The 24,042-nt window shown below is 44.6% G+C and carries 32 protein-coding genes; 28 read left to right on the plus strand and 4 right to left on the minus strand.

Annotation, left to right across the window (positions count from 1 at the left end; all coding sequences use genetic code 11):
* Positions 1–187: 187 nt before the first annotated feature.
* Positions 188–616, plus strand: a complete 429-nt coding sequence (locus ICN48_RS12695) for a rhodanese-like domain-containing protein (protein ID WP_216154051.1) — start codon at positions 188–190, stop codon at positions 614–616.
* Between the two features lie 68 nt (positions 617–684).
* On the opposite strand, the gene ICN48_RS12700 is transcribed toward ICN48_RS12695, so the two are convergent.
* Entirely contained in the window at positions 685–1,635 is a 951-nt protein-coding gene (locus tag ICN48_RS12700) for a c-type cytochrome (RefSeq protein ID WP_255539568.1), read from the minus strand.
* A gap of 14 nt (positions 1,636–1,649) precedes the next feature.
* Positions 1,650–2,372, minus strand: coding sequence for a cytochrome c (locus ICN48_RS12705; RefSeq protein ID WP_255539569.1), 723 nt, complete (start codon positions 2,370–2,372; stop codon positions 1,650–1,652).
* Between the two features lie 243 nt (positions 2,373–2,615).
* Between ICN48_RS12705 and ICN48_RS12710 the strand changes: the two genes are divergently transcribed.
* From ICN48_RS12710 to ICN48_RS12760, 11 genes are all read left to right on the plus strand, one after another.
* Entirely contained in the window at positions 2,616–4,637 is a 2,022-nt protein-coding gene (locus ICN48_RS12710; protein WP_255539570.1) for a c-type cytochrome, read from the plus strand.
* A gap of 188 nt (positions 4,638–4,825) precedes the next feature.
* Complete coding sequence (locus tag ICN48_RS12715) at positions 4,826–5,368, plus strand: YeeE/YedE thiosulfate transporter family protein (protein ID WP_255539571.1); 543 nt, start codon at positions 4,826–4,828, stop codon at positions 5,366–5,368.
* A 1-nt stretch (position 5,369) separates the two neighbouring features.
* On the plus strand, positions 5,370–5,936 hold the full coding sequence (locus ICN48_RS12720) for a YeeE/YedE thiosulfate transporter family protein (RefSeq protein WP_216154052.1): 567 nt from the start codon (positions 5,370–5,372) through the stop codon (positions 5,934–5,936).
* Between the two features lie 18 nt (positions 5,937–5,954).
* Positions 5,955–6,188 carry a hypothetical protein gene (locus ICN48_RS12725; RefSeq protein WP_216154053.1) on the plus strand — a complete coding sequence of 78 codons (234 nt, stop codon included), beginning with the start codon at positions 5,955–5,957 and terminating at the stop codon, positions 6,186–6,188.
* A gap of 9 nt (positions 6,189–6,197) precedes the next feature.
* A complete protein-coding gene (locus ICN48_RS12730) occupies positions 6,198–6,824 on the plus strand; it encodes a hypothetical protein (RefSeq protein WP_216154054.1) in 627 nt (208 codons plus the stop codon).
* A gap of 10 nt (positions 6,825–6,834) precedes the next feature.
* Positions 6,835–7,812, plus strand: a complete 978-nt coding sequence (locus ICN48_RS12735) for a sulfurtransferase (RefSeq protein WP_216154055.1) — start codon at positions 6,835–6,837, stop codon at positions 7,810–7,812.
* Positions 7,813–7,822: 10 nt separating this feature from the next.
* Positions 7,823–8,140 (plus strand): metalloregulator ArsR/SmtB family transcription factor, encoded by a 318-nt coding sequence (locus ICN48_RS12740; protein ID WP_216154056.1) that lies wholly within the window; start codon positions 7,823–7,825, stop codon positions 8,138–8,140.
* Between the two features lie 17 nt (positions 8,141–8,157).
* Entirely contained in the window at positions 8,158–8,376 is a 219-nt protein-coding gene (locus tag ICN48_RS12745) for a DUF2892 domain-containing protein (protein WP_215363329.1), read from the plus strand.
* Positions 8,377–8,549: 173 nt separating this feature from the next.
* Complete coding sequence (locus ICN48_RS12750; RefSeq protein WP_216154057.1) at positions 8,550–8,879, plus strand: hypothetical protein; 330 nt, start codon at positions 8,550–8,552, stop codon at positions 8,877–8,879.
* 84 nt (positions 8,880–8,963) lie between these two features.
* The gene (pal, locus tag ICN48_RS12755; RefSeq protein WP_216154058.1) at positions 8,964–9,455 is read left to right on the plus strand and encodes a peptidoglycan-associated lipoprotein Pal; all 492 of its coding nucleotides are present in this window, start codon (positions 8,964–8,966) and stop codon (positions 9,453–9,455) included.
* A gap of 15 nt (positions 9,456–9,470) precedes the next feature.
* Positions 9,471–9,992, plus strand: coding sequence for a hypothetical protein (locus ICN48_RS12760; RefSeq protein ID WP_216154059.1), 522 nt, complete (start codon positions 9,471–9,473; stop codon positions 9,990–9,992).
* Between the two features lie 456 nt (positions 9,993–10,448).
* Here the strand turns inward: ICN48_RS12760 and ICN48_RS12765 are convergent, their stop codons facing one another.
* Complete coding sequence (locus ICN48_RS12765) at positions 10,449–11,558, minus strand: ABC transporter ATP-binding protein (protein WP_216154060.1); 1,110 nt, start codon at positions 11,556–11,558, stop codon at positions 10,449–10,451.
* On the minus strand, positions 11,558–12,211 hold the full coding sequence (gene modB / locus ICN48_RS12770) for a molybdate ABC transporter permease subunit (protein WP_216154061.1): 654 nt from the start codon (positions 12,209–12,211) through the stop codon (positions 11,558–11,560). The genes ICN48_RS12765 and modB overlap by 1 nt, the downstream gene beginning before the upstream one ends.
* Positions 12,212–12,319: 108 nt before the next feature.
* Between modB and ICN48_RS12775 the strand changes: the two genes are divergently transcribed.
* The 16 genes from ICN48_RS12775 (at position 12,320) to ICN48_RS12850 (ending at position 24,040) form a co-directional block, all read left to right on the plus strand.
* Positions 12,320–12,655 carry a metalloregulator ArsR/SmtB family transcription factor gene (locus tag ICN48_RS12775; protein ID WP_216154062.1) on the plus strand — a complete coding sequence of 112 codons (336 nt, stop codon included), beginning with the start codon at positions 12,320–12,322 and terminating at the stop codon, positions 12,653–12,655.
* Positions 12,656–12,689: 34 nt separating this feature from the next.
* Positions 12,690–14,090: a sulfite dehydrogenase gene (soxC, locus tag ICN48_RS12780; RefSeq protein ID WP_216154063.1), complete on the plus strand. Its 1,401-nt coding sequence runs from the start codon at positions 12,690–12,692 to the stop codon at positions 14,088–14,090.
* Positions 14,074–15,165: a c-type cytochrome gene (locus ICN48_RS12785; protein WP_216154064.1), complete on the plus strand. Its 1,092-nt coding sequence runs from the start codon at positions 14,074–14,076 to the stop codon at positions 15,163–15,165. The genes soxC and ICN48_RS12785 overlap by 17 nt, the downstream gene beginning before the upstream one ends.
* A 65-nt stretch (positions 15,166–15,230) precedes the next feature.
* Positions 15,231–15,683, plus strand: a complete 453-nt coding sequence (gene soxY, locus ICN48_RS12790) for a thiosulfate oxidation carrier protein SoxY (RefSeq protein ID WP_216154065.1) — start codon at positions 15,231–15,233, stop codon at positions 15,681–15,683.
* A gap of 55 nt (positions 15,684–15,738) precedes the next feature.
* Complete coding sequence (gene soxZ / locus ICN48_RS12795) at positions 15,739–16,047, plus strand: thiosulfate oxidation carrier complex protein SoxZ (protein ID WP_216154066.1); 309 nt, start codon at positions 15,739–15,741, stop codon at positions 16,045–16,047.
* A gap of 56 nt (positions 16,048–16,103) precedes the next feature.
* Positions 16,104–16,919, plus strand: a complete 816-nt coding sequence (gene soxA, locus ICN48_RS12800) for a sulfur oxidation c-type cytochrome SoxA (protein WP_216154067.1) — start codon at positions 16,104–16,106, stop codon at positions 16,917–16,919.
* A 19-nt stretch (positions 16,920–16,938) separates the two neighbouring features.
* Entirely contained in the window at positions 16,939–17,577 is a 639-nt protein-coding gene (gene soxX / locus ICN48_RS12805) for a sulfur oxidation c-type cytochrome SoxX (protein ID WP_216154068.1), read from the plus strand.
* A gap of 47 nt (positions 17,578–17,624) precedes the next feature.
* Entirely contained in the window at positions 17,625–19,355 is a 1,731-nt protein-coding gene (soxB, locus tag ICN48_RS12810) for a thiosulfohydrolase SoxB (protein WP_216154069.1), read from the plus strand.
* A gap of 20 nt (positions 19,356–19,375) precedes the next feature.
* On the plus strand, positions 19,376–19,813 hold the full coding sequence (locus ICN48_RS12815; RefSeq protein ID WP_216154070.1) for a DsrE family protein: 438 nt from the start codon (positions 19,376–19,378) through the stop codon (positions 19,811–19,813).
* 10 nt (positions 19,814–19,823) lie between these two features.
* Positions 19,824–20,777 carry an MBL fold metallo-hydrolase gene (locus ICN48_RS12820; protein WP_216863808.1) on the plus strand — a complete coding sequence of 318 codons (954 nt, stop codon included), beginning with the start codon at positions 19,824–19,826 and terminating at the stop codon, positions 20,775–20,777.
* A gap of 64 nt (positions 20,778–20,841) precedes the next feature.
* Positions 20,842–21,153 (plus strand): hypothetical protein, encoded by a 312-nt coding sequence (locus ICN48_RS12825; protein ID WP_216154071.1) that lies wholly within the window; start codon positions 20,842–20,844, stop codon positions 21,151–21,153.
* Between the two features lie 20 nt (positions 21,154–21,173).
* Positions 21,174–22,295: a YeeE/YedE family protein gene (locus tag ICN48_RS12830; protein WP_216154072.1), complete on the plus strand. Its 1,122-nt coding sequence runs from the start codon at positions 21,174–21,176 to the stop codon at positions 22,293–22,295.
* Positions 22,296–22,319: 24 nt separating this feature from the next.
* Entirely contained in the window at positions 22,320–22,757 is a 438-nt protein-coding gene (locus tag ICN48_RS12835; RefSeq protein WP_216154073.1) for a YeeE/YedE family protein, read from the plus strand.
* Between the two features lies 1 nt (position 22,758).
* A complete protein-coding gene (locus ICN48_RS12840) occupies positions 22,759–23,199 on the plus strand; it encodes a DUF6691 family protein (RefSeq protein WP_216154074.1) in 441 nt (146 codons plus the stop codon).
* Between the two features lie 60 nt (positions 23,200–23,259).
* Positions 23,260–23,604: a TIGR01244 family sulfur transferase gene (locus ICN48_RS12845; RefSeq protein WP_216154075.1), complete on the plus strand. Its 345-nt coding sequence runs from the start codon at positions 23,260–23,262 to the stop codon at positions 23,602–23,604.
* 16 nt (positions 23,605–23,620) lie between these two features.
* Positions 23,621–24,040 (plus strand): thioesterase family protein, encoded by a 420-nt coding sequence (locus ICN48_RS12850; protein WP_216154076.1) that lies wholly within the window; start codon positions 23,621–23,623, stop codon positions 24,038–24,040.
* Positions 24,041–24,042 lie beyond the last annotated feature (2 nt).

Consider the following 24,042-nt stretch of genomic DNA (forward strand, 5'->3'; position numbering starts at 1 on the left):
CGACGGAAATAGGTAAAAAACCGAAGGTATCGTGACCGCTAAACTACAATAAACGAACCTTCAAATACCAGAACCTAGCCGGTCACGATCAATCTGAAACGGGCGGTCACGATCGCTGAAATACGCAGATAAGTCTACTAATTTTGTTGTTAAGACATCTAAGGGTCCAATTGAAATTACTCGCGTAATGACGCCTTGCGCCAAAAATAAAGGTTGGTTACAGCCATTAATCCCAATTAAGGGTGTTACCCCGGTTGATGAGATTGATGTTCTCAATGCCTTGAATGACAAAGACTCGCTCGTGGTAGATATGCGCGTAGTGGATGATCGCGTAAAAGGTACTATTCCTGGGTCAATAGGCATTCCTTACACAGAGGTAGCAATGCGTATGGACGAGTTGGGTTGTAAAAAGCCTGCGGCAGGCTCAACTAAATGGGATTGCTCCAAAGCAAAGAAGGTTTATGCATTCTGTAACGGCCCTGTTTGCCCACAAAGCCCAATGGCAATGGCTGCCATGACTCGTGATGGCTTCCCTGCAACCAAGATCTACTACTATCGCGGCGGTATGTTGGACTGGGACGCTCTTGGATTAACAACAGTAAAGGGTGAGTTTTAAAACTTGCTTATTCTTAGATATTAAAAAGGGAGCCTAGGCTCCCTTTTTTACGATGCTAGAAATGAAGACTATTTAACACCTTTACCTATAAGTACACCGTCAACAACCGAGCCATAAAGGTTTACGCCATCATCAGCATGAAATCTTTTGCGAGTTTTTTCAATATCCCCATCAATTATGCGTGGGTCTTGGGGGCGTTCATGCATATTTATAAAAGCAGCAACATCCCAGGACTCCACGTCGCTTAAGGTTTCGCCTCGACCTAAAGGCATATTGTGTTGTATGAATCCAGCCGCAGTATTGATGCGATGCATGCCTGCTCCCCAGTTATAAGAATTCTTACCCCAGAGAGGAGGGAAAACATAGGTTGCTCCCACTTTTTGTCCTTCGCCGTTTGATCCGTGGCAGATTTGGCATTGCTTTTCATAAACCACTTTTCCACGAGCAATGTCATAACCACCTTTAGGGGGAGGAGGTTCATCGAAACCTCGTCCGGGGAGTGCTTTTCCAACGGGCGCACCAGTCGATAGCCAATAAGAATAAGCCGTTAGGGCTAAGATAACTTCACTATCAGCTGGCGGCGGAGTTCCGTTCATACTGAAGGTAAAGCAGCCTTGAAGCCTCTCGGCATAGGTATTCACTTTATTATTTTTCTTGCGGTAAGCAGGATACATAGGATACGCAGCCCACATTGGCGAAGAATTTGCAAGACGCCCTCTATCAATATGACAATTCACGCAATTCATCTCATTGCCAACGAATTGGGGTGCCAGTGCTTTTGTATTTACAAAGATAGCCTCTCCGCGCCGAACTAATTCGCCAAAGGCATTATTTTGTAATTCGGAGTCTGATGGGGGAATGAAGTATTGTGTTTTTCCAACCTTGTGGGTATTTGAGGGAATTTGGGATTGATCCTCTAGTTTTGATTTATCCACTGCAAACGTACCTGGCGAGCTAAGGAGCAGGCATAAGGCTACTAAACTACTAGTTGAGATTTTCATGGTTGTATTTTTATTCATGCGATGTCCTTAAATTACCTGAGCCTGTGCTGGGATTCATCAAAAGGTTCTGTTGCATCGCCCAAATTTCCAAAGTACTCCGAAACAGCTTTAATTTGCGCATCAGTAAGGCTGGCGGCTATATGTTGCATTAACCCATTGGGATCATTGCTTCTCGTAGGTGGTACCCCCTTTTTATTGGCAGCAGTGGGCTTTTCTGCCTTCCAGGCCTTAAGTTGATTTTCTAGGTACAACGGAGATTGACCGGCCAATGGAGGGAAAGAATCACCAACACCAACGCCGTCTGGACCATGACATAAAGTGCATTCAGGAATATTTTTACTCCATTCGCCACGCAGAGCAATCCATGCGCCAGTACCGGGAACGGGGAGTCCGGTTTGTTTAGTATTTACATTAACTTTTGGTCTCTTGGAGTAAGCATTAGCCACTGCAATAATTTCCTCGTTTGTTAGTGCTGAAGAAATGCCTTGCATCAGAGGATTTTTTCGACTGCCTGACTTAAAGTCATATAGTTGCTTTTCAATATACGCTGCAGGTAATCCTGCGAGCCGTGGAAATCCCGCTGATGGCATGCCTTTGCCATCTGGGGCATGGCAACTAATACAGGGCATCGCAGCAGGATTTGCTCCACCATGAACCATGATCGTTTCACCGTCTAAGGCAAACGAAAGAGTTGGCATGATCATGCATAAGTACGCGATGTACTTTGAGGTGCGTATAAATAGTGTAGATGTCATGTTCATTATCAAAATCAGAAAGACTCAATTGGTGGAATAGCGCGACCCATGTTGGGAATAAATCATCATTCCCAAGGATTTCAACGGACCTTGTAATTGTGCATGAGTTTATTTTCAATTTGCTATCTTGAGACTTAAAAACAAACTAGATTTGATCTATGTCAAGTTGCCGATATGGGTTTACCCCATACTGAGTGGGTAAAGAGCAATTGGACTCATTGCGATTGAGATACTCAGGGCTATATGATGCGATTCTTTAAGACTATTATTTTTTGTGTTGCATTTAGCCATAGTTTTTTCTCCTTCGCAGTGGACAATTCGAGCTCAACAGAGTCTTCCATAAAGCGGGGTGAATATTTATCGCACCTTGGCGACTGTGTTGCATGTCATACCGAAAAGGGTGGCAAAGTAATGGCCGGTGGCTTGGAGTTAAAAACACCTTTCGGCGCATTGTATTCAACAAACATTACGCCTGATAAAAAGACTGGAATTGGCGGGTATAGTTTTGAACAATTCGATAAGGCTATGAGAAGGGGTGTTACTGCTGACGGACATAATTTATATCCCGCTATGCCGTACCCATCCTATTCAAAAATGTCTGTCGAGGATATGCAGTCACTCTATCAGTATCTAATGCATGGTGTATTGCCCGTAGAAAAAGTAAATATCCAAAGTCAGATGAAATGGCCATACAACATGCGTTGGGGCCTAAGCTTTTGGAATATTCTCTTTGGCGGCAGTAAGCCTTATCAGCTAGAGGCAAGTCAAACCCAACAATGGAATCGTGGCGCATATATTGTTCAAGGCATGGGTCATTGTGGGTCGTGTCATACCCCTAGAGGCCTTTTGTTCCAAGAAAAGGCAATGAGTCAGGCCGGATCAAATGGTAGGTATTTTTTGTCTGGATCTACGGTTGATAGTTGGCATGCAGTGAATCTCCGTAATTTATGGACGCCACCAGAAATCGTAGCGTTCCTGAAAACTGGTAGAAATCAACATGCAACCGCATATGGAACAATGACTGAAGTCATTGGTTTAAGCACACAACATTTCACCGATGAAGATCTTACTGCAATTGCTGTGTATCTTAAATCACTGAGTCTAGACGAGAGCAATCAGGCCCAGCCAATAATAGCTTTGGAAAAATCGCAGCTATATAAGTCTAAAAATGGTTTGGCTTATGTGCAATTTTGTTCCACCTGTCATCGAAATGACGGGAAAGGGGTTTCAAAGATATTTCCTCCTTTGGCTGGTAACAAATCAATTCTTTCTGACGATCCAACTTCAGTAATTCACGTTGTTTTGAGCGGTTGGAAATCTGCGGCAACAAAAACAAACCATCGCATCGTTGGTATGCCTGAATATGGTTCACTCGGAGATGAGGAGTTGGCGGGAATTATTACCTTCATACGTTCTTCATGGGGGAATTCTGCATCTGAGGTTTCAATTAATCAGGTTAAGGCAGTTCGGGCACAGCTAAATTTAACTTCACAAGATAGCTCTAAATTTGTAACGCCTCGATTTTCAAATATGCTAGAAAAATCAAACTCAGGGCAGCTGGTTTACGGTATGCGCCTAATGGCAGAGACGGGTACTTTGCTTCCTGATCACGTTGGCAACAGCCTTAACTGCAGTAGCTGCCATACCAATGCTGGAACTGTAGCTAATGCATCCCCATTTGTTGGTGTAGCGGCACAGTTTCCTGCTTATGCCCCACGCGCGGGAAAAATCATTGATCTTGAGGATCGAATTAATGGATGCTTTAAACGATCGATGAACGGTAAGGCGTTAGAAAAGGATTCGTCTGAAATGAAGGCAATGGTCGCCTACATGAAGTGGGTTAACGGGCCTTATAAAAAGGATGAGCAGATTCCAGGAAGAGGTATTGGGAAAATTGATAAAACGCTAATCCCAAATATTGAAAATGGCAGGGTGATTTACCAAGCGCAATGTGCTGTTTGCCATGGGTCTAATGGAGAAGGCGTAAAACAATCTGATGGTCGGTATGTGTTTCCAATGGTGTGGGGTGATGAGTCCTTCAATTTAGGTGCTGGAATGGCGCGCACCTTTACTGCTGCGGCATTTATCAAGCAAAACATGCCGATGGGTCACAACATCAAATTTCCTTTAGGGCAGGGAGGTAGTTTAGGCGATCAAGAGGCTCTTGATGTTGCTGAGTACTTTGCTCATATGGCTCGCCCAGACTTTATTGGTAAGGATAAGGACTGGCCTAATGGCGGCAAGCCCAAAGATGCGCGCTATTAATTGGTAGCATCCATCTGTAATTGAGGGTCATTTATTAAAATCTTGATTGCAGATGTCCAAACCATAAAGATCTGAATCTACTATTTATTGATTTGGATCAAATTTGACCCCTTTTATCGGTACTGGCGGGCTTGAAATACCAAATCTAAGTAAATAATATATAACTTAATATATTATTAAAACCTTAAATGATGTGGCTAAAAATGGTTAACAAAGTAGAGCGGGCTATACCGGCCCCTTATATGAATCCTTTATTGGCGGGGATTCTTCTTGGAATGGTTCTATTGGCTACATTTGTGGTCACTGGGCATGGACTTGGGGCAACAGGATTTACTACTCGCTTAACTGCATGGGTTGGAATGTATGTCGCACCTGTTGCAACAAATGCAAATGATTACTTGGGTGGAATGATTGAAGAAGGTAAGCCATTAAATGCATGGATTACTTGGCAAGTCATGGGCGTAGCTCTTGGAGCACTTGCATCTGCATTTTTTGCGCACAGAATTCAATTCAAGATGGATGGCGCAAAGTTTTTAGGCGGATCTAAGCGTCCATGGACAGCTCTTTTTGGTGGCATGCTTGCAGGCTTTGGCGCAAGGGTTGCAGCAGGATGTACTAGCGGTTTAGGCTTATCTGGTGCCGCGGTGCTAAGTTTGTCTGGATTTACATTCCTGGGGACATTCTTTGCAGTAGGTTTATTGACAAGCCTTTTCTTGAAAGAGGAGAAATAAGATGAGTGAAATTCTTTCAGGGCTCCTATTAGGGGCTGGATTTGGTTTTGTATTGGAGCGTGCCGGTTTTGGTAATCCAAATAAATTAACTGGTCAATTTCGCTTAACTGATTGGTCTGTGTTTAAGGTGATGTTCACTGCCATTGTTTTTGCGGCTGTGGGGCTATTGATTTTGGAACGATTTGGGTTTGTTGATGCTGGCAGTTTATTCGTGCCGCCGGCATTTCTGGGGGCTGCTGCCTTGGGCGGGGCTTTGGTTGGAGCTGGTTTTGCTATTGGCGGCTATTGTCCGGGCACCTCTGTGGTGGGGTTGATGTCTGGACGCATTGATGCGGCGATATTTCTACTTGGTTTATTGCTTGGTACGGTGCTATTTGCTGGAATTTACCCAACTATCGAGTTCGTAACGACCTTAGGTGAGTATGCAAAAGCAGATGCATTGCCTGATGCTTTCAATATCTCAGGCTTATCTATTGATATTGGCATGATCGTTGCTGCAGTCGGTGTATTTATCTTCGGTTCTTGGATGGAAAAGAAATCTAAAGGCCCCATGAGTTCACAAGTTTAATTTTTCAAAAGGAAAGATATGTCTAAAAAATCTACAGTAGCTGCATTGGCAATGGCCTTAGCTGGTCTAGCATCAGCTCCACTCGCCCATTCGGCAGACGCCCCTGCGAATCCGGCAAGTGCGGAGCAAAAGAATCCCTGTGGCCCTAAAAAAGAAGCTACCAATCCTTGTGGCCCAGCTAAGAAGAGGGCAGCAAACCCATGTGGACCTGCAAATCCTTGCGGCCCCAAAAAGCGTAAAGCTGCAGAGTAATTTTCAAAAATGCTTACCCAATCTAATCTCTGGCTAGCTGCTCAAGAGCTGGCAAGTATTCAGATGCGTTATGCCGACACTGGCCGCACTCTGAATGAGGCTGCTTTAGGCGGTGCAAGAGATTTTATGGAGTGGCAGCATTATCCAAATAATGATTTGGCTGATGAGCAAAGTGGGTATGAGTTTTATTACCACGCCCATTCCGCTGATGAAATGCCTCATGAGGAGCATGGGCACTTTCATGTAATTAAACGAGAAAGTAATACGTTTCATCATCTAATTGCTATTGCCTTGAATCAACGAGGTTTGCCGGTGCGTCTATTTACCACCAATCAGTGGGTAACTGGCGAGGAAATGGCTGAATCAAAGCTTGCCATTAAGTCCCTTGGAGAATTTCGGATGGTAGTTATGGGTCGCATGGCTCCAGTTGCTAAGTGGGTGGGCGCATTGATTCAGTTATTTGCTGTTGAGATTGAAGAATTGATTTTGGGGCGAGATCAAAAGATTGCACAACTAACGGCTGAGCGAGGCAATCGAGAGTTGGTCCTGAATTCAAGAAAGCATCACGTATTAACGGAGTGCAAGATAGATTTGATGGAGCGTCTTTCTGAGCATTTATCAGTTGTAAATTCATAGAGGAGTGGAAATGAAAAAGATCCAATGGTTTTTAGTAATTACGTTAGCAGCATTGACAACTTTAGCTCACGCAATTAATTTGCCTGGCCCTGTTGTGAGCGCTGATTGGCTGACTAATAATATGTCTGAAGTCCAGATCATCGAGGTCAGAACTGATTTGGCAAGCTACCTCAGGAACCCAGAATTTGATACTGACAAAAAAACAGGCAAAAAATTCTTGGTAGAAGTCGGTGGCCATATTACGAATTCCTCTCTCCTAGACTTCAAAAAAGTGCGCGTAGAACGTCTCGTAGATGGTAAAAAAATTAAGTTTCTGATTCCAGAAAAAGCGGACTTTGAGAAGTTGGTTCAATCTTTGGGTATCAATTTTGATAAGCCAATTATTCTCGTGCCTATTGGACAAGACATGTCTGATATTGATGAAGCCCTAAGAACCTATTGGTCGTTTAAGGTGTATGGCGAAGACCAAGTTGCCGTATTGGATGGTGGTATTGCCGGTTGGTTAAGCGAAGGGCGTGAATTTACTACAGCCAGTTCGCAAAAAACTGCTGGCAACTGGACATCAAAGGCCTATCGCAAGGACTTGATTGCCAGTTCGGATGATGTGGCTGCTGCTTCTAAAGCGGGTAAGCCGCAGCTATTGGATGCCCGTCAGCCTGCTCAATATTTGGGCCTTACAAAACGTCCAGATGTTGTGACTTTTGGCCATATTGCTGGTTCAAAAGAATTGGCGCCCGAATTATTGGCAAAGCCAAGTAATGGTGCATTGTATTTCTGGCAGAAAAATACTTATGACGCATTAATGGCGGCTAATGGTTTAAGCATCAAAGGACCAACTATTGCGTATTGCAATACTGGCCATTTGGCAGCTGGCGGCTGGTTTGTCATGTCTGAATTAGTGGGCAATAAATCAACTAAGTTATATGACGGCTCCCTATATCTTTGGACTCTTGACGGTCGTCCTTTGGTCGGTTTGCCATTAAATTAATTATTTCAACATGAACGCACTCGATATCAACATCAACCTTAAACAGATGCAAGCATCAGCAGATGATGCTTGCCGTTTAATGAAGGTTCTCTCCAATCGAGATCGCATGATGTTGCTTTGTCAGATTGGCCAGGGTGAAAAATGTGTAAGTGAGCTTGAGGAATGTCTTGATATTCACCAGCCAACTCTTTCGCAGCAATTAACGGTATTGCGCAATGAAGAGCTGGTGGAGACTAGAAGGGAGGGTAAGCAAATTTATTACTCTCTTTCGAGTCATGTAGCTTTAGCTGTAATGGATGTGTTGTATCAAAATTACTGCAGTAAATAACCTAAAGGGGTCTTAATATGAAATGCAATGTCGGTAGTGTTGATCGTATGTTACGTATGGTGGTTGGTCTGGTATTAATTGGTCTGGCTGTAACGGGAACTGTTGGTGTGTGGGGTTGGATTGGTGTGGTGCCGCTTGCAACAGGGCTATTTAGATTTTGCCCAGCGTACCCACTTTTAGGAATTAATACTTGCGGCACCGATTCTTCTTGTGGCGGTGGCGGTTGTTGTAAATAAGTTTTGTTTCATCTTTGCGGATAAAAGCTAACTTATTGGTTGGCTTTTATCTTCATCGGATTGAACCTAAGCGGTCTAAAACGCAGGATTAAGTAGTTTTCAGAGGTAAATCTTTATAGGCCAATTCTTTTTAGGTATAAAATCGCGCCATGCGATCCCGAAATAGATCTCTCGTGATTCTTATTTGCCTTTTCTTGATTTCATTCAAGGTTGCGGCTGGCAGCGTTTTTATCGATGCTGCTATTGAGCGTGCTCAAATGCATCAAACATCATTTTCCACTTTTATTTCTGACCATAGTCATGTAAGCAATGATACTAATGATGGTCAACAGGAATCTCGCACACTTTTTTTAATGAGCCATGTAACGGCAAATATTAGCGAGATCCAAATTGCTATTTTTCATCCACCGCTAAGTGCCCTTAAATTTACCTTGGCAAACGATGTTTTATTTACGCAAAACTTTCCCGATTCAGCATTTAAGCCACCCAAGGCCCAGGCCTAATATTTTTTAGGTAGGACGTGCTTTAGAGGCATGTCCCTTTGCTATTTGGCTACTTACTTGTAGTCATACATGGGAAATCTCATCATGTTTAAATTTGTAAAAATATTGCCATTGGCATTATTGGTTTTATTTATTTCCGCCTGCAGTAGCGTTAAGTTAGATGACGCCAACGGCGTCGCTACTGTTAACGCTGGGGACTCTTCTACTTACGATCCTATTAGCGATCCGAAGTCTAGTGTTTATGGCAAGCGTTCAATCTATTTTGAATTTGATAGCTATACCGTTGACCCAAAATATGTTTCAACAATCTCCGCACATGCTTCTTACTTAAAGGCATTTCAAAAGCAAAAAGCTTTTGTGATCATCCAGGGAAATACCGATGATCGTGGAACTACCGAGTACAACCTTGCGCTAGGTCAAAAACGATCAGAAGCCGTTAAGAAAGCGCTACTTGCTCAAGGCGTGAGCGAATCTCAGTTAGAGGCGGTAAGTTTTGGAAAAGAGAAGCCAGCCAACCCAAATCAGACAGAGGCGGCGTTTAAAGAAAATCGCCGCGCTGATTTTGCCTATCAATAACTAATGGGCTACTCAATGAAAAACATGTTTAAATTAAGTTTGATAGGAATTGCATTCCTTAGTGGATGTGCGACAAATGTTGCACCCAATAATCCAGTTCAAATTGCTAAAGCTCCACTACCAATGACAGCAATGGCTCCAGATCACTCAGGGTCTGTAGCCAAGCGACTTAATGATTGCATTATGCGAAGCAATCAAAGTGCTGATGCATTGTTAGTAGATGCCCAGATTATTGCCGTTACCAGAAATAACTCTCACGCAAAGGCGCTTTTTAGTTCGGCGGATAAATTAACCGATCAGCAGGCCAAGGCATTAACGAGCTATTTGTCTGAAGCAAATTCCTGTCGGCCGATTGCTTTGGAGGGCTTAGGCTCCGAAAAGGCTGCAGTTTACGAGGATTTCTTTAAAAAGATTGACGGTGTGTATGCCGATCTTATAGCCAGAAAGATCACTATTGGGGTGGCCAATCAAGAAAGGCAATTACTCATTCAAGATGCCCATATGAAGAAATTGGCGCTTCAATCTAAAAAAAATTAGTGGGATTAAATTATGGCTAGATATAAATTTGTGTGCCGCTCTTGTAAGTTTGAATGCATTAGCGGTATAGGCAAAGAGGTTGGGCTTCACTCTTCGAGGGTGGCAATGGTTTGTAAGACCTGCTCAACGATTGATGCATATACGGTAGCTCATCCAGGGAGCATCAACACTGAAATTAGCATGCCACCGGTTTGTACCAGTTGCCACTCTAGTGATCATCTGTTGGAGTGGGACGGTCTTACTTGCCCACATTGCAATATGGGTATGAGAGCTTTGGGTGGGGATGTAGATGCTGAGAGACCTTTTAAATATTGGTAATCAAGGGTAAGTGCGAATACAGGGCTTTCTAATAGATGTTAGATTGGAGCCTTAAATTCTATGCCGAGATTGTTAGAGGCTGGAGGAGACACCAAACCACCCTCGGGTGATTTTTCTTATTTATTGATTCGCTGTAGATTAACGATCAATAAATCGCCTTGGGTCGTTGATGGGGCGTAATGGCATGATATGAATCTGATTGCCATCTAATTCAATATGTAATTTACTGCCTACTTCCATGTTGAGTCTTTTCACTTCAGAAGACGAGGCAACCCACTCAAGCTTGTGTGTACTACTCTGAATTTGTAGCTGAACCACTGCAATTTGACCTAAGCTGCTCATTGCTGCAACCGTAGCAGGAATACTTTTAGTAGTTGCTGTGCTGTGAATGCTTAATCCATCTTGCGGAATAACCCATGCTACTTGTGCGTTTGGCGGGATCTTGCCTTTATCGGCTACGGTGAAAGTTTTTTTACAGCCCTCCCAGGAGAGGTTGCCCGCATTAAATATTCCATGGAACATATTATTAATGCCAACCAACTCGGCTACACGTGAGTTTCTGGGTCTTTGGAACAGCACTTGAGGCGCAGCAGTTTGTAGGCTTATGCCATTGTCAATCACAGTAATGCGATCAGCAAGTAGATCCGCCTCACGTAAATCATGGGTAACAAGCAAAATAGGAATATTTAAGTCCTTGCGTAAATCTGCAAGAGTTTTATATAGACTCTGACGGGTTGGCGCATCGACTGCTGAGAACGGTTCATCAAGCAATAAGATCTTAGGTTGTCGGGCTAATGCGCGAGCAAGTGCCACACGTTGCTGCTGCCCACCAGAGAGCTGGTTTGGAAAGCGGTGGGCTAGTTCAGCAATTCCCATACGGCTCAGCCAATCTTGGGCAATCACTCTTCGCTCTGCTACTTTTTTGGAGGAATTCTGCAGGGGGATGAGGACATTCTCAATAGCAGAAAGATGTGGGAAGAGGGCATATTGCTGAAATAAGAATCCACAAGATCGTTGTGCTGGCGGCAGGTTCTGCATTACGCCTGTTAGTTCGTTAGCTTCAAACCAAGTTTGACCATCGCATTCAATTTTTCCGGCCTTAGCTTGACTAAGTCCGGCAATTGTTCTCAGGGTGCTAGTTTTGCCGCTACCAGATGGGCCAACTAGGGCATGTAATTGACCTGCCGCACATTCAAGTGTGATCTGAAGTGGGTTTGGAAGGGTTTGGCTGATTTTTAGCTTCAACATCAGGATTTACCTCGGTTTAAGCGTTGTGAGCCTTTTCCAAAGACGCCATAGGAAAGTGCAATCGCGATGAGGGATATTCCGAGCAGTAATGAGGCCAAAGCGCCTGCGCCAGAGGTATCAAAGCTTTGAACCTTGTCATAAATTGCGATTGAAACGGTTTTAGTTTCCCCTGGAATAGCTCCTCCCACCATCAGCACGACCCCAAACTCCCCGAGAGTATGGGCAAACGTTAAAACTGCCGCACTGGTAATGCCGCGCCAAGCTAGAGGTAGCTCAATTAGTCGAAAGATCTGCCATTTCGAGAGTCCGCTGACCTGAGCCGCTTCTCTAATCTCTGGGTTGATGGCTTCAAATGCGCGCTGAATGGGCTGAATAGCAAATGGGAGGTTCACTATGAGGGAGGCAATCAGGATTCCCGCAAAGGAAAACACCAAAGGGACTCCAAATATGCTTTTGCCGCCCAGCCCCACTAGTAGGTAGTAGCCCAGCACGGTTGGCGGTAAGACTAGGGGAAGGGCTAGTCCAGCTTCAATCCAAGGCTTGCTTCTATTAAGGCTTAGCAGGGAATATGCCACCCAGATCCCAAAAGGGATGATGATGGCTAAAGTCCACAGTGCAAGCTTTAGCGAGAGAAGTATTGCGTCTGTATCCATGGATTGATTGTATTGCTAAGCAATATAGGGTATCTCACTATATCGAATTTAGCCCATGCGGAGTCAAATATATGCGCATATACGCATATATATAAGGCATCGATTTAAGTGAAATCCAGGGTTCAAAAAGCGACAAAAAATCTCACTCCAAAACAGATGGAGAAGGTCTTTTTGCAGGTTGCCGCGTATTTCAATGTTCTTTCTGAGCCCGCACGACTGCGCATCATGTACTCAGTTTGTAGTGGTGAAAAATCCGTCTCTGAGGTAGTGGAGATGTGTGGCACGAGCCAGGCCAATGTATCAAGACATTTACTAGCCCTTCATAAAGCGGGCATTTTAATGAGGCGAAAAGAGGGTGTGACGGTTTATTACTCGATTGCGGATAACGCAACCGTTGAGATGTGCCAGACAGTCTGCGCAAAGATTGCTGAAGGTATTCATTAAGTTTTTATAGATTAACTTGTTAAGCAGAGGTCAAATGACTAAGAAGCAAATTGAATTGAGTGCTGATGATATCTCCGCGGTTGAGAAGCCTGCCAATAGAGCTCGCCTTGTAAAGGCGCCGGAGCACTTTATCTCTCAGGAATTAATTGCCGACATTAATGCCAATGGCCTAGATGAGAGTCGTCGCGGTTTTTTGCGTAAAGGCTTTTTATCAGCGGTAGGTGGTGCTGCCGCAGGCTTGGCTGCGCCGATGGCTTTTGCTGCCGGAGAAGGTGACCCAGCAATCTTAGAGAAGCAAGAGTGGCAAACCACTTTAGGTAAGAACGTCGCCACCATGCCTTATGGCGTCCCATCTATTTATGAATCTAATCTCATTCGTCGTGAATCACCTGGCTTAACGCGCGTTTCTGCAGCTTCAGTTGCATTTACCCCATTGCAGGGTTTGTTTGGAACTATTACTCCAAACGGTTTGCACTTTGAGCGTCATCACCAAGGTTGGTACAACCTTAACCCTGAAACCCATCGCCTCATGGTAAATGGTTTGGTGAAGAACGCTCGCGTCTTTACGATGAATGATTTGATGAGATTGCCTTCGGTTTCTCGTACGCACTTTATTGAGTGTGGCGCCAATACTGGATTGGAGTGGGGTAACGTTGCTGTGCCAACAGTTCAATACACGCATGGCATGCTCTCTTGCTGCGAATTCACGGGCGTACCCCTTAAAGTATTGCTTGAAGAATGCGGCGCAGATTTGAAAAAAGGCAAGTTCATGCTTGCTGAAGGTGGCGATGGCTCTGGAATGACCCGCACCATTAATCTAGAAAGCTGCTTAGAAGACACAATCGTCGCCTGGAGTATGAATGGTGAGATGTTGCGCCCAGAAAACGGTTTCCCATTGCGCCTGGTAGTGCCTGGTGTGCAGGGCGTTAGCTGGGTGAAGTGGTTACGTCGCCTAGAGGTTGGTGATATGCCTTGGAATGCGAAAGATGAAGCTGTTCACTACATTGAATTGATGCCGGATGGTATGCACCGCCAATATGCATCGATCCAGGAATGCAAATCAGTAATTACTACACCTTCAGGTGGCCAGCAATTGCTGGATAAGGGCTTCTACAACGTCAGCGGTATGGCTTGGTCTGGTCGCGGCAAGATTAAGCGTGTTGATGTTTCTTTTGATGGTGGTAATAACTGGCGTACTGCTCGTTTAGAGACTCCAATTCAAACCAAGTCTATTACTCGCTTCAATATTGATTGGGTATGGGATGGATCTCCGGCAATATTGCAATCTAGAGCAGTGGACGACACTGGTTACATTCAGCCATCGATAAAGGTGTTGCGTGATGTGCGGGGTAATCGATCGATTTATCACAACAATGCAATTCAGTCATGGAAATTAGATTCAAACGGTGAGGTGAGCAATGTACAAGTCGGTTAATTTTATTGCTCGTTTGAGTTTGCTAAGTATTGCACTATTAGTTACCCAGATTTCGTTTGCACAAAGTACACAGGGCTCCGCCAAGTTTCCAGGCATTGGAAGAAATGCAACTCCTGCAGAAGTCATGGCTTGGGATATTGATGTGCGCCCAGACTTTAAAGGCCTACCAAAGGGATCTGGCTCTGTTGAGCAAGGTCAAGCCATTTGGGAATCTAAGTGCGCTAGTTGTCACGGTGTTTTTGGTGAGTCAAATGAGATCTTTACTCCGATTGCTGGTGGAACAACTGTTGATGATGTAAAGACTGGCAGGGTTGCCTCTTTGTCGGATCGTAAGCAGCCTCAGCGTACTACTTTGATGAAGGTCCCTACGGTTTCTACTTTATGGGACTACATCTATCGCGCCATGCCTTGGAACGCACCGAGATCACTTACTCCAGACAATACTTATGCGCTGGTTGCATATATTCTCAGCTTGGGTGAAATAGTCCCGGATGATTTTGTATTGAGTGATGCCAACATTGCCGAAGTCCAGAAAAAAATGCCCAACCGTAACGGCATGACTCGTAATCATGGCTTTTGGAGCGTTAACGGCAAGCCGGATGTTAATGGCTCTTCTTGCATGAATAATTGTGTGAAGTTTGTGCAAATTGGCTCTACGCTTCCAGACTTCGCTAGAAATGCGCACGGCAATATTGCAGAGCAAAATCGCTTGTATGGTCCATATCGTGGTTCGGACTCCACTAAGCCTCCAATCGCTAAGTTGCCCGGTTCTTCGGGCGAAGGATTGGCTCATGCCGCTGACACTCATTCCTCAAATGCAAAAGGTCCTGCAGCCTTATTTAAGAATGAGAACTGCTCAGCCTGTCATGCGCTTAATGCTAAGCTCGTAGGACCCTCGATTGCGGACATTGCTGCTAAGTATCAAGGACAGAGCGGTGCGCTAGATAAATTAATGGCTAAGGTTAAGAATGGTGGTTCAGGAGTCTGGGGGGCTATTCCTATGCCGCCACAGTCACAGTTGTCAGATGAGGATCGCAAAACATTGGTTACCTGGGTGCTTTCTGGCGGAAAATAAGTAATTACCAGAATGTATTGGGAAGTAGATAATATTCATAGTATGAGATTAATAAAGGAGTTTTTATGAATCAGCAGCGACGCAGTTTATTGAAATATTCAGCCGTTTTCGGCTTAATGGCTTCTGCGGGTCTTATCAGCGTAGCCCAAGCTCAAGAGTGGAATAAAGCCGCTTTTGAAGGTAAGAGTTTGGATGACGTATTCAAGATCCTAGGTGCAGGTAGCCCGGACAAGTCTGGCGCCGTTACCTTGAATGCCCCAGATATTGCAGAAAATGGTGCGGTAGTTCCAGTTGGCATTGTCACAACTCTCAAAGCAGAGCAAATGGCAATCTTGGTTGAGAAAAACCCAAGCGCCTTAGCTGCGCAATTCTATATTCCAGCTGGTACTGAGCCTTTTGTTACTACTCGTATCAAGATGGGTCAAACCTCTAATGTGTATGCCTTGGTAAAAGCCGATGGCAAATGGAGTATGGCTGTTAAGGAAGTAAAAGTAACTTTGGGTGGTTGTGGCGGTTAATTAACCCCAGCCCAAATAAAACCATTAATTAATTACTAGATTACAAGAGGAAGATATGTCTGATCCAATGCGCGTAAGAGCGGCCGAAAACGGCGGAATTGTGGATGTAAAAATTTTGATGAAGCACGATATGGAATCTGGTCAGCGTAAAGATGCTGCTGGTAAAACGATTCCTGCGTGGCACATTACTACTATCAATGTCAAAGCTAACGGTAAAGATGTATTGAATGGTCAGTTTGGTCCAGCAGTTTCCAAGGATCCATTCTTGAACTTCAAATACAAGGGTGCCAAAGGTGACAAGATTGTTGTGAGCTGGGTGGATAACAAAGGCGACAAGCGCACTGACGAAGCAACTGCTTCTTAATTTGCAGGTTGAATCAATAAATCTTTACCACCTCATGGGTTTTGAAAGGGTTGCAAATGCAGCGTAAATTTACATTAGGGCTAGCCTCAGGAATGGCGGCTGCTTTATTAATGATCTCGTCTTCTGTATCAGCGCAAAATAGTGCAACAGACGATATTGCAAAATATCGCGAGATGATTGCTGATGGCAACCCTTCAGAGCTTTACGAGGCGGCTGGTGAGGAGTTGTGGAAAAAGCCTTCTGGCCCCAAGAATGCCACTTTAGAAAAGTGCGATTTAGGTTTAGGGCCAGGAGTAGTGAAGGGTGCTGCAGCTCAGTTACCACGTTACTTTAAAGACACCAATAAGGTTCAAGATCTCGAATCCCGTTTAATGACTTGTATGCAGAAGCTACAGGGCCGTGATCCGCAAGAGATGATTGATGCCCCGTTTCAAAAGGGCCCCAAGAAGGATATGGAGGCCATTGTTGCTTACGTAGTTACCTTGTCTAAAGGCGACAAAATTAAAGTGAGCACAGCGCATCCAAAAGAAAAAGAAATGTATGAGCTTGGTAAGCGTGCATTTTTCTTCCAGGGCGGCCCAATGGATTTCTCATGCGCCTCTTGTCATGGTGAAGATGGTAAGCGTATTCGCTTGCAAGACTTACCAAACATTACAACGCAAAAGGGTGCAGCTATGGGTTGGGGTTACTGGCCTGCCTATCGTGTGTCGAGTGGACAGTTCTGGACGATGCAGCAACGTCTGAATGATTGTTACCGTCAGCAACGCTTCCCATTTCCCATTTATACCTCCGACTTAACTGTGGCCTTGTCTATGTATATGGCGAAGAACGCCAATGGCGGCACAGTTGAAACTCCTGGTTTAAAGCGTTAACGGATAAGAGATAAAGACTATGAACATGAAGAACATTAAATCCCTCTTAGCCGTTAGCAGTTTCGCTTTGGCTGCAGTAGTGATGCAGGGCAATGCAACGGCACAACAAGTTAATGACCCTAAATTCAATAAGATGATGAAGGATGGTTTTAAGGCTGATGGTATCGCTGGCTTAGATCGCATTGCGCAAGATGAAACCCAAAAGTTTTGCTCTGACCCTGTATTTGCTAATAGCAAGCAAGGTGAAAAGATGCGCGAAAAGATTCAGAAAATGAATATGGATAGCATTAAGCAACCATCTGATGGTAAATATATCGGTGATTGGAAGAAGGGTGAAGCGATTGCGCAGAGCGGTCGTGGTGCCACTTGGACCGATAAGGCTGATACCGTCATTGGTGGTGGTTGCTACAACTGTCACCAAATCGATCCTAAAGAAATTTCCTATGGAAATATTGGCCCATCATTGACGGGTTATGGAAAGATGCGCGGGTATTCCCAAGAAGTGGTTACCTATACCTGGAATCGTATTAATAATTCCAAGGCTTACAACGCATGCAGCAATATGCCGCGATTTGCGCACTTCAAGCTCTTAAATGAGCAGCAGATTCAGGATGTGATGGCATTACTGCTTGATCCTGCTTCACCAGTAAATCAATAAAGAATCAAAAAACAGGCCGACAGGCCTGTTTTCACAAAGGGAATGTTATGTCTTTAAGTCGTCGCGATTTTCTACAAGCCTTAGCCATTGCATCTGCAGGTGGAATGAGTTTGCAATCAAACTTTGTTAATGCACAAAGTACTGCGCAAAAGTTTTATGACTTACCTAAATTTGGCAATGTGCACTTTCTGCATTTCACAGACTGCCATGCGCAACTTTTACCGATTTATTTCCGTGAGCCTAATGTAAATCTTGGTATCGGTGCGCAGGAAGGTAAGACACCGCACTTGGTTGGCGAATATTTCTTGAAGGCTAATGGCATTGCGCCGGGTACGCGCGATGCTCATGCCTTTACCTATTTAGACTATGTTGCTGCCGCACAGAACTACGGCAAGATGGGCGGATTTGCTCATATGGCTACGTTGATTAAGCAAATGAAAGCAAGTCGTCCTGGCGCTTTGTTGCTTGATGGTGGCGATACCTGGCAAGGCTCAGGAACGGCACTGTGGACCAATGGTCAAGATATGGTTGATGCCGCTCTTGCCCTGGGCGTTGATGTGATGACGCCCCATTGGGAAATGACTCTTGGCGAAAAGCGCGTCATGGAAATCGTGAATGGCGATTTCAAAGGCAAGGTGTCCTTTATTGCGCAAAATATCAAGACGGCTGACTTTGGTGACATGGTCTTTAACCCATACGTCATGAAAGTGCAGAATGGCATACAGGTGGCCATCATTGGTCAGGCCTTCCCTTATACGCCCATTGCAAATCCCCGCTACTTCACTCCCGATTGGACATTTGGTATTCAGGAAGAGAATATGCAAAAGACCATAGATGAGGTTAGATCAAAAGGCGCAAAGGTGGTGGTGCTTCTATCTCATAATGGTATGGATGTGGACTTGAAGATGGCCTCCCGCGTACGCAGACTGGATGCTATTTTGGGTGGGCACACCCATGATGGCGTGCCTATTCCAGTGAAGGTGAAGAATGCTGGTGGAGTAACTCTGGTTACCAATGCTGGGTCTAATAGTAAGTTCTTGGGTGTACTCGATTTTGATGTGAAGGGTGGCAAGCCAGTAGATTTCCGCTACAAGCTATTCCCAATTTTCTCCAATATGATTCCAGCGGATCCAACGATGAATAAGTTGATCGCTAAAGTCAGGGCTCCGTATGAAGCCAAGCTCAATGAGAAGTTAGCAACTACAGAGGGTCTCTTGTATCGCCGTGGTAACTTTAACGGTAGCTTTGATCAACTCATCTTGGATGGATTGATGGCGCAGAAGAATGCAGAGATTGCCTTCTCTCCAGGCTTCCGTTGGGGTACCAGCTTATTGCCTGGCCAACCTATTACGCGTGAGAATCTTTTAGATCAAACCGCGATTACCTACCCATACACTACCGTTACCAATATGAGTGGTGAAACAATCAAAACTATTCTTGAGGACGTCGCTGATAACTTGTTTAATCCAGATCCTTATTACCAGCAGGGTGGTGACATGGTTCGCGTCGGTGGAATGCAATACACCATTGATCCAGCACAAACCGCTGGTAAACGTATTTCGGATATGCGCTTAAATGGTAAGGCCATTGATGCAAACAAAACCTACAAAGTAGCTGGTTGGGCACCAGTCAGTGAAGAGGCGAAAAATGCAGGCGGCGAAGCAATTTGGGATGTCATGGAGCGCCACTTGCGCGATGTCAAAGTCGTTAAAGCGGTTAAGCTCAATGAGCCAATCATTAAAGGCGTTTCAAATAATCCTGGCATGGCTCCAATCTAATTATTTACAAGAGAATCAGCATGAAAAAACTACTTTCTATTATTACTGCTTTAGCGCTGACATTAGGATTTTGCTCTGTCGTTTCGGCTCAATCAGCTGGTCCCACTAAAGTGGTTTATCACATTGATGATGCAGAAACTCAAGGTCTAAAAGGCCTGCGCAATATTCGCAATCATTTGGACACTTCTCCCAATACCATCATCATCGTTGTGACCCATGCCAATGGCGTTGACATGTTGATGGAAGGCGCCAAGGATAAGAAAAACAATGTGGAATATGCTCCATTAGTCGGCGCCCTCAAGTCTCGTGGTGTGAAGTTTGAAGTGTGCGAGATCACCTTAAAGAATCGTAACTTGAAAAAAGATCAGTTCACACTCGATGCGGATTTCACGCCATCAGGCGTAGTGCGAGTTGCTGACTTGCAATATAAAGATGGTTTTGCCTACATAAAGCCTTAAGCAGGAAATCATGCATTGCTTTAAAAGTCTTGTAGGGATCCTTTTGGGATCCCTTGTTTCTTTCAGTATTGCTTTTGGACAAAGCAACACCCCTGATTCAGTCCTCTTAAAACCTGTGCAGGTAGCGCCGCATACCTATTTTGTACAGGGCTTTCCGGAGATGGGGAGTAGTGCTAATCAGAACTTCATATCCAATGCGGGATTTGTTGTAACGCCGGGTGGTGTCGTGGTTGTAGATGCTTTGGGGTCGCCTATTCTTGCGCAAAAATTAATTGCAGAAATTAAAAAGATTACTCCGCAGAAAGTTGTCGCCATCATTGTTAGTCACTATCACGCAGATCATGTCTATGGTTTGCAAGAATTTAAAAAAATCGGTGCTAAGATTTATGCCCAAGGTGAGGGGCGAAATTATCTTTCTTCAGAAACAGCAAAGCAACGTTTAATTGCGTCAAGAATCGATTTCGCTCCCTGGGTAAATGCAAATACCAAGCTCATTTCTGCTGATGTGTGGATTGATCAGAAATCGAAATTGACGATTGGTGGCATTGATTTCTTTATTAGTAGAGTGGGGCCTGCCCATGCTCCTGAAGATCTGATGGTGTACGTCCCATCCGAGAAGGTGCTTTTTGCGGGAGACCTTGTGTTTAGAGGCCGTATTCCCTTTGTTGGTAATGCTGACAGCAAAGGATGGTTGGCGGCCTTGGACGAAATAGAAAAATTAAATCCCAATATAGTCATACCGGGTCATGGGGGTTATTCAGTAAATCCGACCGAAGATATTGCCTTTACTAGGGGCTATTTGAAGTATTTACGTGAGTCGATGTCTAAAGCAGCAATAAACCTGGATCCTTTTGAGGACGCCTATAAGCAGGCCGATTGGTCGGAATACGAAGGGATGCCTTTGTTTAGGGCTGCAAACCGCATGAATGCCTATAACGTTTACCTGTCTATCCAAGCGGAGTAAGGCAAATTCAGTCATTGGGCCTTAAAATAGAGGATTAATGCTAAATCCTTGATTTGTAATGAAAATGATTTTTCTTCGATCCATTGCTGTAGCCGTATTCAGTGCGCTCCTTAGTGCGCCTGCACTGGCTACTCCGGATTTAGCAAACGGCAAAACCATCGATCAGCAAAAGTGCTACGCCTGCCACGCCAAGAAAACGGGCTTTGGAAATGGCGACATGATTTACACCCGCTCGGATGGCAAGGTGAAATCCCTGGCCGATTTGAAGAAGATGGTCTCACTCTGTAATGCAGAACTTCGTCTTGATTTATTTCCCGAGGATGAAGTGGATGTGACAGCTTTTCTTAATCAACAATTTTATAAATTTAAACCTTAATTTTTCAAGACACAGTCGCTATGGATGTTGTAGATATCAATTCTTTAAGTAGGTTAGTCCTTTGGGCAACTTTTGCTATTACCTTTTTCTTAGGTGCGGTCATGCAAAAGACTGGGTTTTGTAGCATGGGCGCAGTGTCTGATGTTTTCATCATGTCCAGTTGGGATCGTTTAAAGCAGTGGTTCTTGGCTATTGGTGTTGCCATCATTGGTTTTACCTTGATGTCTTATTTCGGCTTAATTGATCCCCTGAAGAGTATGTATACCGGTAGTAAATTTTTATGGCTCTCCACTATTGTGGGCAGCGTTATGTTTGGCTTCGGAATGGTGTTGGCCTCGGGTTGTGGCAGCAAAACATTAATTCGTATTGGTGGCGGCAACTTAAAGTCTATTGTTGTCTTTATGGTGCTGGGTTTAACCGCTTATATGACCTTGCGTGGGTTCTTAGGCGTTATTCGTATCAATACCCTAGATACTTTTTTTATAGCTTTCAATACTCCACAAGACTTACCGAGTCTCTTGACTGCGCCTCTTGGTATTGCACGCCCAATTCTTCATTTGGCCTTGGGCTTAATCATTGGTTCTGCGTTTATTGCATATGCTTTGGCGAGCAAGGCATTTTGGACCACTGAAAATATCTTTGCGGGTATAGCTGTGGGATTGGCAATCTGTGCGGTATGGTTTGTATCCGGCAATCTAGGTTTTGTTGCTGAAGATCCAAATACTTTGGAAGAAGTATTTTTGGTTACGAACTCTGGTCGCATGGAAAGCCTGTCTTTTGTAGCCCCTTACGCCTATTCACTCGATTGGCTCATGATGTATAGCGATACGTCAAAAATCTTAACCGTTGGCATTGTGGCTATCTTGGGAATGATTCTGGGTTCTGCTGCAGTCTCTATTGCAACGAAATCATTTCGCTGGGAATCCTTTCGCAATTCTGAAGACACAGCCAATCATTTAGTTGGCGGTGCATTGATGGGCTTTGGCGGTGTCACTGCTTTAGGTTGCACAGTAGGGCAGGGCTTAAGCGGTATTTCTACCCTAGCTCTCGGTTCATTGCTGGCTTTACCAGGATTTATTTTTGGGGCTTATTTAGGTCTGCGCTACTTACAGGTACGTCTTGCGCCTAACCCTTGCAGTTAATTTTATAAATTGATAGATTAAATAATGCAAATTGACTGGTTCTCGTTTACACCCATACCTTCTTTACTAGGGGGAATGATTCTCGGAGTCGCTGCAGCTCTTTACGTATTACTTCATGGGCGCATCCTAGGAATCAGCGGCATTGTTTCTGGTTTATTGCATCCAAAATTAACTGACACTGCATGGCGTCTAAGTTTAGTTTTGGGCTTGGTATCAGCTCCATTTATGGCAGCACTGTTTTTTGGAATATTTCCTGTTGTAGAGATTGAGTCTGATTGGGTTGCTATTGTGATTGCAGGCCTTCTAGTTGGCTTTGGTGCGCACTACGGATCTGGCTGTACTAGCGGTCATGGCATCTGCGGGCTTTCTCGCTTATCGCCGCGTTCACTTGTAGCCACCCTATCATTTATGGGTGCAGGTTTTTTGACTGTCTTTATCCTGCGCCACTTGATCGGAGTCTGAGATGAAAAAACATTTTGGCCTTTTAAGTCAGTATGCAATTGGTGTACTGTTTGGCTGGGGTTTAATCATCTCGGGCATGAGTAATCCACAGAAGATTTTGGGATTTTTAGATCTGGCTGGTCTTTGGGATCCATCCTTAATTTTTGTTATGTTGGGTGCAGTATTAGTCGGGCTTGGCGGGTTTTATGTGGTCAGCAAGAGGACCGAAGCATTTTTTGGCGGCGCCTTGCATATTCCTAGCCGCAGAGATATCACGAAGCCCCTCATTATTGGCAGTCTCATTTTTGGAGCGGGCTGGGGAATTGCTGGTTTTTGCCCTGGTCCAGCCTTGGTTGCCTTGGGTGCTGGGCACCTGAAGGCCTTGGTATTTGTTGTCGCCATGCTTGTAGGTATGGAAATAAGCGAACGCTTCTTCTCGGCTAATACGAAGGCTTCCAGCTAAGTCCGATAAGCCTGATTTAAAATCAACCCTATTACGTCATTATTCAATGTAGAGGGTTTCATGAGTCTTCCTATTTCTTGTCATAACGATCAGTTCGGCACTATTGGTCAAATTGAGCCAAGCCATTTGGCTGAAATTGCGGCACAAGGTTATAAGAGTGTGATTAATAACCGTCCTGATGGCGAGGGTGGTCCAGATCAACCAACCAGTGCCAGCATTCAAGCTGAAGCAGAAAAGTTAGGTTTGAATTACGCATACCTGCCGGTTGTACCTAGTGCAATCAATGTTGATCAAGTGAGAGAGATGGCTCGTTTATTGAGAACCCTGCCCGGTCCAGTGTTAGCATTTTGTCGCTCGGGCGCTCGCTCTACAAATCTTTATCAACTTTCGTTGCAAGTGAAATAGTAAGCTACTGACCCGCATGCGTATCACTATTCCCGAAGAAAGAAAACTGGTTCATGAAATGATCATGCCCATTCGTTGGGGTGATATGGATGCGTATGGTCATGTCAACAATACTGTGTACTTTCGGTATATGGAGCAAGCGCGCTGTGAGTGGATTACTGCCATGGGTTATGACGTTGCTCCCGGTCGTGAATCGATGTTGATGCTCAACGGCTTTTGTAACTTCTACCAACAGCTCACCTTCCCGGGTGATTTAATTCTCAAGACTTCGATTGGTGTGATTGGAAGAACGAGCCTTGATCTCTATACCAGCATGGCATTGACTACTGCGCCGGAAGTTGAGGCCGCTATTGGTGGGGCAACTATGGTTTGGGTAGATCTCACCACTAATAAGTCTGCTCCTTGGCCGGAACATGTATTAGAGAAGTTGCGCTAGTC

Origin of the sequence: Polynucleobacter sp. JS-Safj-400b-B2 (assembly GCF_018881975.1) — a bacterium.
In the GTDB taxonomy this organism is placed as follows: domain Bacteria; phylum Pseudomonadota; class Gammaproteobacteria; order Burkholderiales; family Burkholderiaceae; genus Polynucleobacter.

Bases quoted from the DNA above. Each gene is read 5' to 3' on its own strand.
- ICN48_RS12745 (WP_215363329.1), top strand. From the start codon at position 8,158: ATGAAATGCAATGTCGGTAGTGTTGATCGTATGTTACGTATGGTGGTT.
- ICN48_RS12830 (WP_216154072.1), top strand. From the start codon at position 21,174: ATGGATGTTGTAGATATCAATTCTTTAAGTAGGTTAGTCCTTTGGGCA.
- ICN48_RS12785 (WP_216154064.1), top strand. From the start codon at position 14,074: ATGTACAAGTCGGTTAATTTTATTGCTCGTTTGAGTTTGCTAAGTATT.
- ICN48_RS12740 (WP_216154056.1), top strand. From the start codon at position 7,823: ATGAACGCACTCGATATCAACATCAACCTTAAACAGATGCAAGCATCA.
- modB (WP_216154061.1), bottom strand. From the start codon at position 12,211: ATGGATACAGACGCAATACTTCTCTCGCTAAAGCTTGCACTGTGGACT.
- ICN48_RS12850 (WP_216154076.1), top strand. From the start codon at position 23,621: ATGCGTATCACTATTCCCGAAGAAAGAAAACTGGTTCATGAAATGATC.
- ICN48_RS12835 (WP_216154073.1), top strand. From the start codon at position 22,320: ATGCAAATTGACTGGTTCTCGTTTACACCCATACCTTCTTTACTAGGG.
- ICN48_RS12825 (WP_216154071.1), top strand. From the start codon at position 20,842: ATGATTTTTCTTCGATCCATTGCTGTAGCCGTATTCAGTGCGCTCCTT.
- ICN48_RS12705 (WP_255539569.1), bottom strand. From the start codon at position 2,372: ATGACATCTACACTATTTATACGCACCTCAAAGTACATCGCGTACTTA.
- ICN48_RS12725 (WP_216154053.1), top strand. From the start codon at position 5,955: ATGTCTAAAAAATCTACAGTAGCTGCATTGGCAATGGCCTTAGCTGGT.
- ICN48_RS12760 (WP_216154059.1), top strand. From the start codon at position 9,471: ATGAAAAACATGTTTAAATTAAGTTTGATAGGAATTGCATTCCTTAGT.
- ICN48_RS12845 (WP_216154075.1), top strand. From the start codon at position 23,260: ATGAGTCTTCCTATTTCTTGTCATAACGATCAGTTCGGCACTATTGGT.
- soxA (WP_216154067.1), top strand. From the start codon at position 16,104: ATGCAGCGTAAATTTACATTAGGGCTAGCCTCAGGAATGGCGGCTGCT.
- ICN48_RS12815 (WP_216154070.1), top strand. From the start codon at position 19,376: ATGAAAAAACTACTTTCTATTATTACTGCTTTAGCGCTGACATTAGGA.
- ICN48_RS12730 (WP_216154054.1), top strand. From the start codon at position 6,198: ATGCTTACCCAATCTAATCTCTGGCTAGCTGCTCAAGAGCTGGCAAGT.
- pal (WP_216154058.1), top strand. From the start codon at position 8,964: ATGTTTAAATTTGTAAAAATATTGCCATTGGCATTATTGGTTTTATTT.
- ICN48_RS12735 (WP_216154055.1), top strand. From the start codon at position 6,835: ATGAAAAAGATCCAATGGTTTTTAGTAATTACGTTAGCAGCATTGACA.
- ICN48_RS12695 (WP_216154051.1), top strand. From the start codon at position 188: ATGACGCCTTGCGCCAAAAATAAAGGTTGGTTACAGCCATTAATCCCA.
- ICN48_RS12720 (WP_216154052.1), top strand. From the start codon at position 5,370: ATGAGTGAAATTCTTTCAGGGCTCCTATTAGGGGCTGGATTTGGTTTT.
- soxB (WP_216154069.1), top strand. From the start codon at position 17,625: ATGTCTTTAAGTCGTCGCGATTTTCTACAAGCCTTAGCCATTGCATCT.
- ICN48_RS12710 (WP_255539570.1), top strand. From the start codon at position 2,616: ATGATGCGATTCTTTAAGACTATTATTTTTTGTGTTGCATTTAGCCAT.
- ICN48_RS12765 (WP_216154060.1), bottom strand. From the start codon at position 11,558: ATGTTGAAGCTAAAAATCAGCCAAACCCTTCCAAACCCACTTCAGATC.
- ICN48_RS12820 (WP_216863808.1), top strand. From the start codon at position 19,824: ATGCATTGCTTTAAAAGTCTTGTAGGGATCCTTTTGGGATCCCTTGTT.
- ICN48_RS12840 (WP_216154074.1), top strand. From the start codon at position 22,759: ATGAAAAAACATTTTGGCCTTTTAAGTCAGTATGCAATTGGTGTACTG.
- soxC (WP_216154063.1), top strand. From the start codon at position 12,690: ATGACTAAGAAGCAAATTGAATTGAGTGCTGATGATATCTCCGCGGTT.
- ICN48_RS12700 (WP_255539568.1), bottom strand. From the start codon at position 1,635: ATGAATAAAAATACAACCATGAAAATCTCAACTAGTAGTTTAGTAGCC.
- soxX (WP_216154068.1), top strand. From the start codon at position 16,939: ATGAACATGAAGAACATTAAATCCCTCTTAGCCGTTAGCAGTTTCGCT.
- soxZ (WP_216154066.1), top strand. From the start codon at position 15,739: ATGTCTGATCCAATGCGCGTAAGAGCGGCCGAAAACGGCGGAATTGTG.
- ICN48_RS12715 (WP_255539571.1), top strand. From the start codon at position 4,826: ATGATGTGGCTAAAAATGGTTAACAAAGTAGAGCGGGCTATACCGGCC.
- soxY (WP_216154065.1), top strand. From the start codon at position 15,231: ATGAATCAGCAGCGACGCAGTTTATTGAAATATTCAGCCGTTTTCGGC.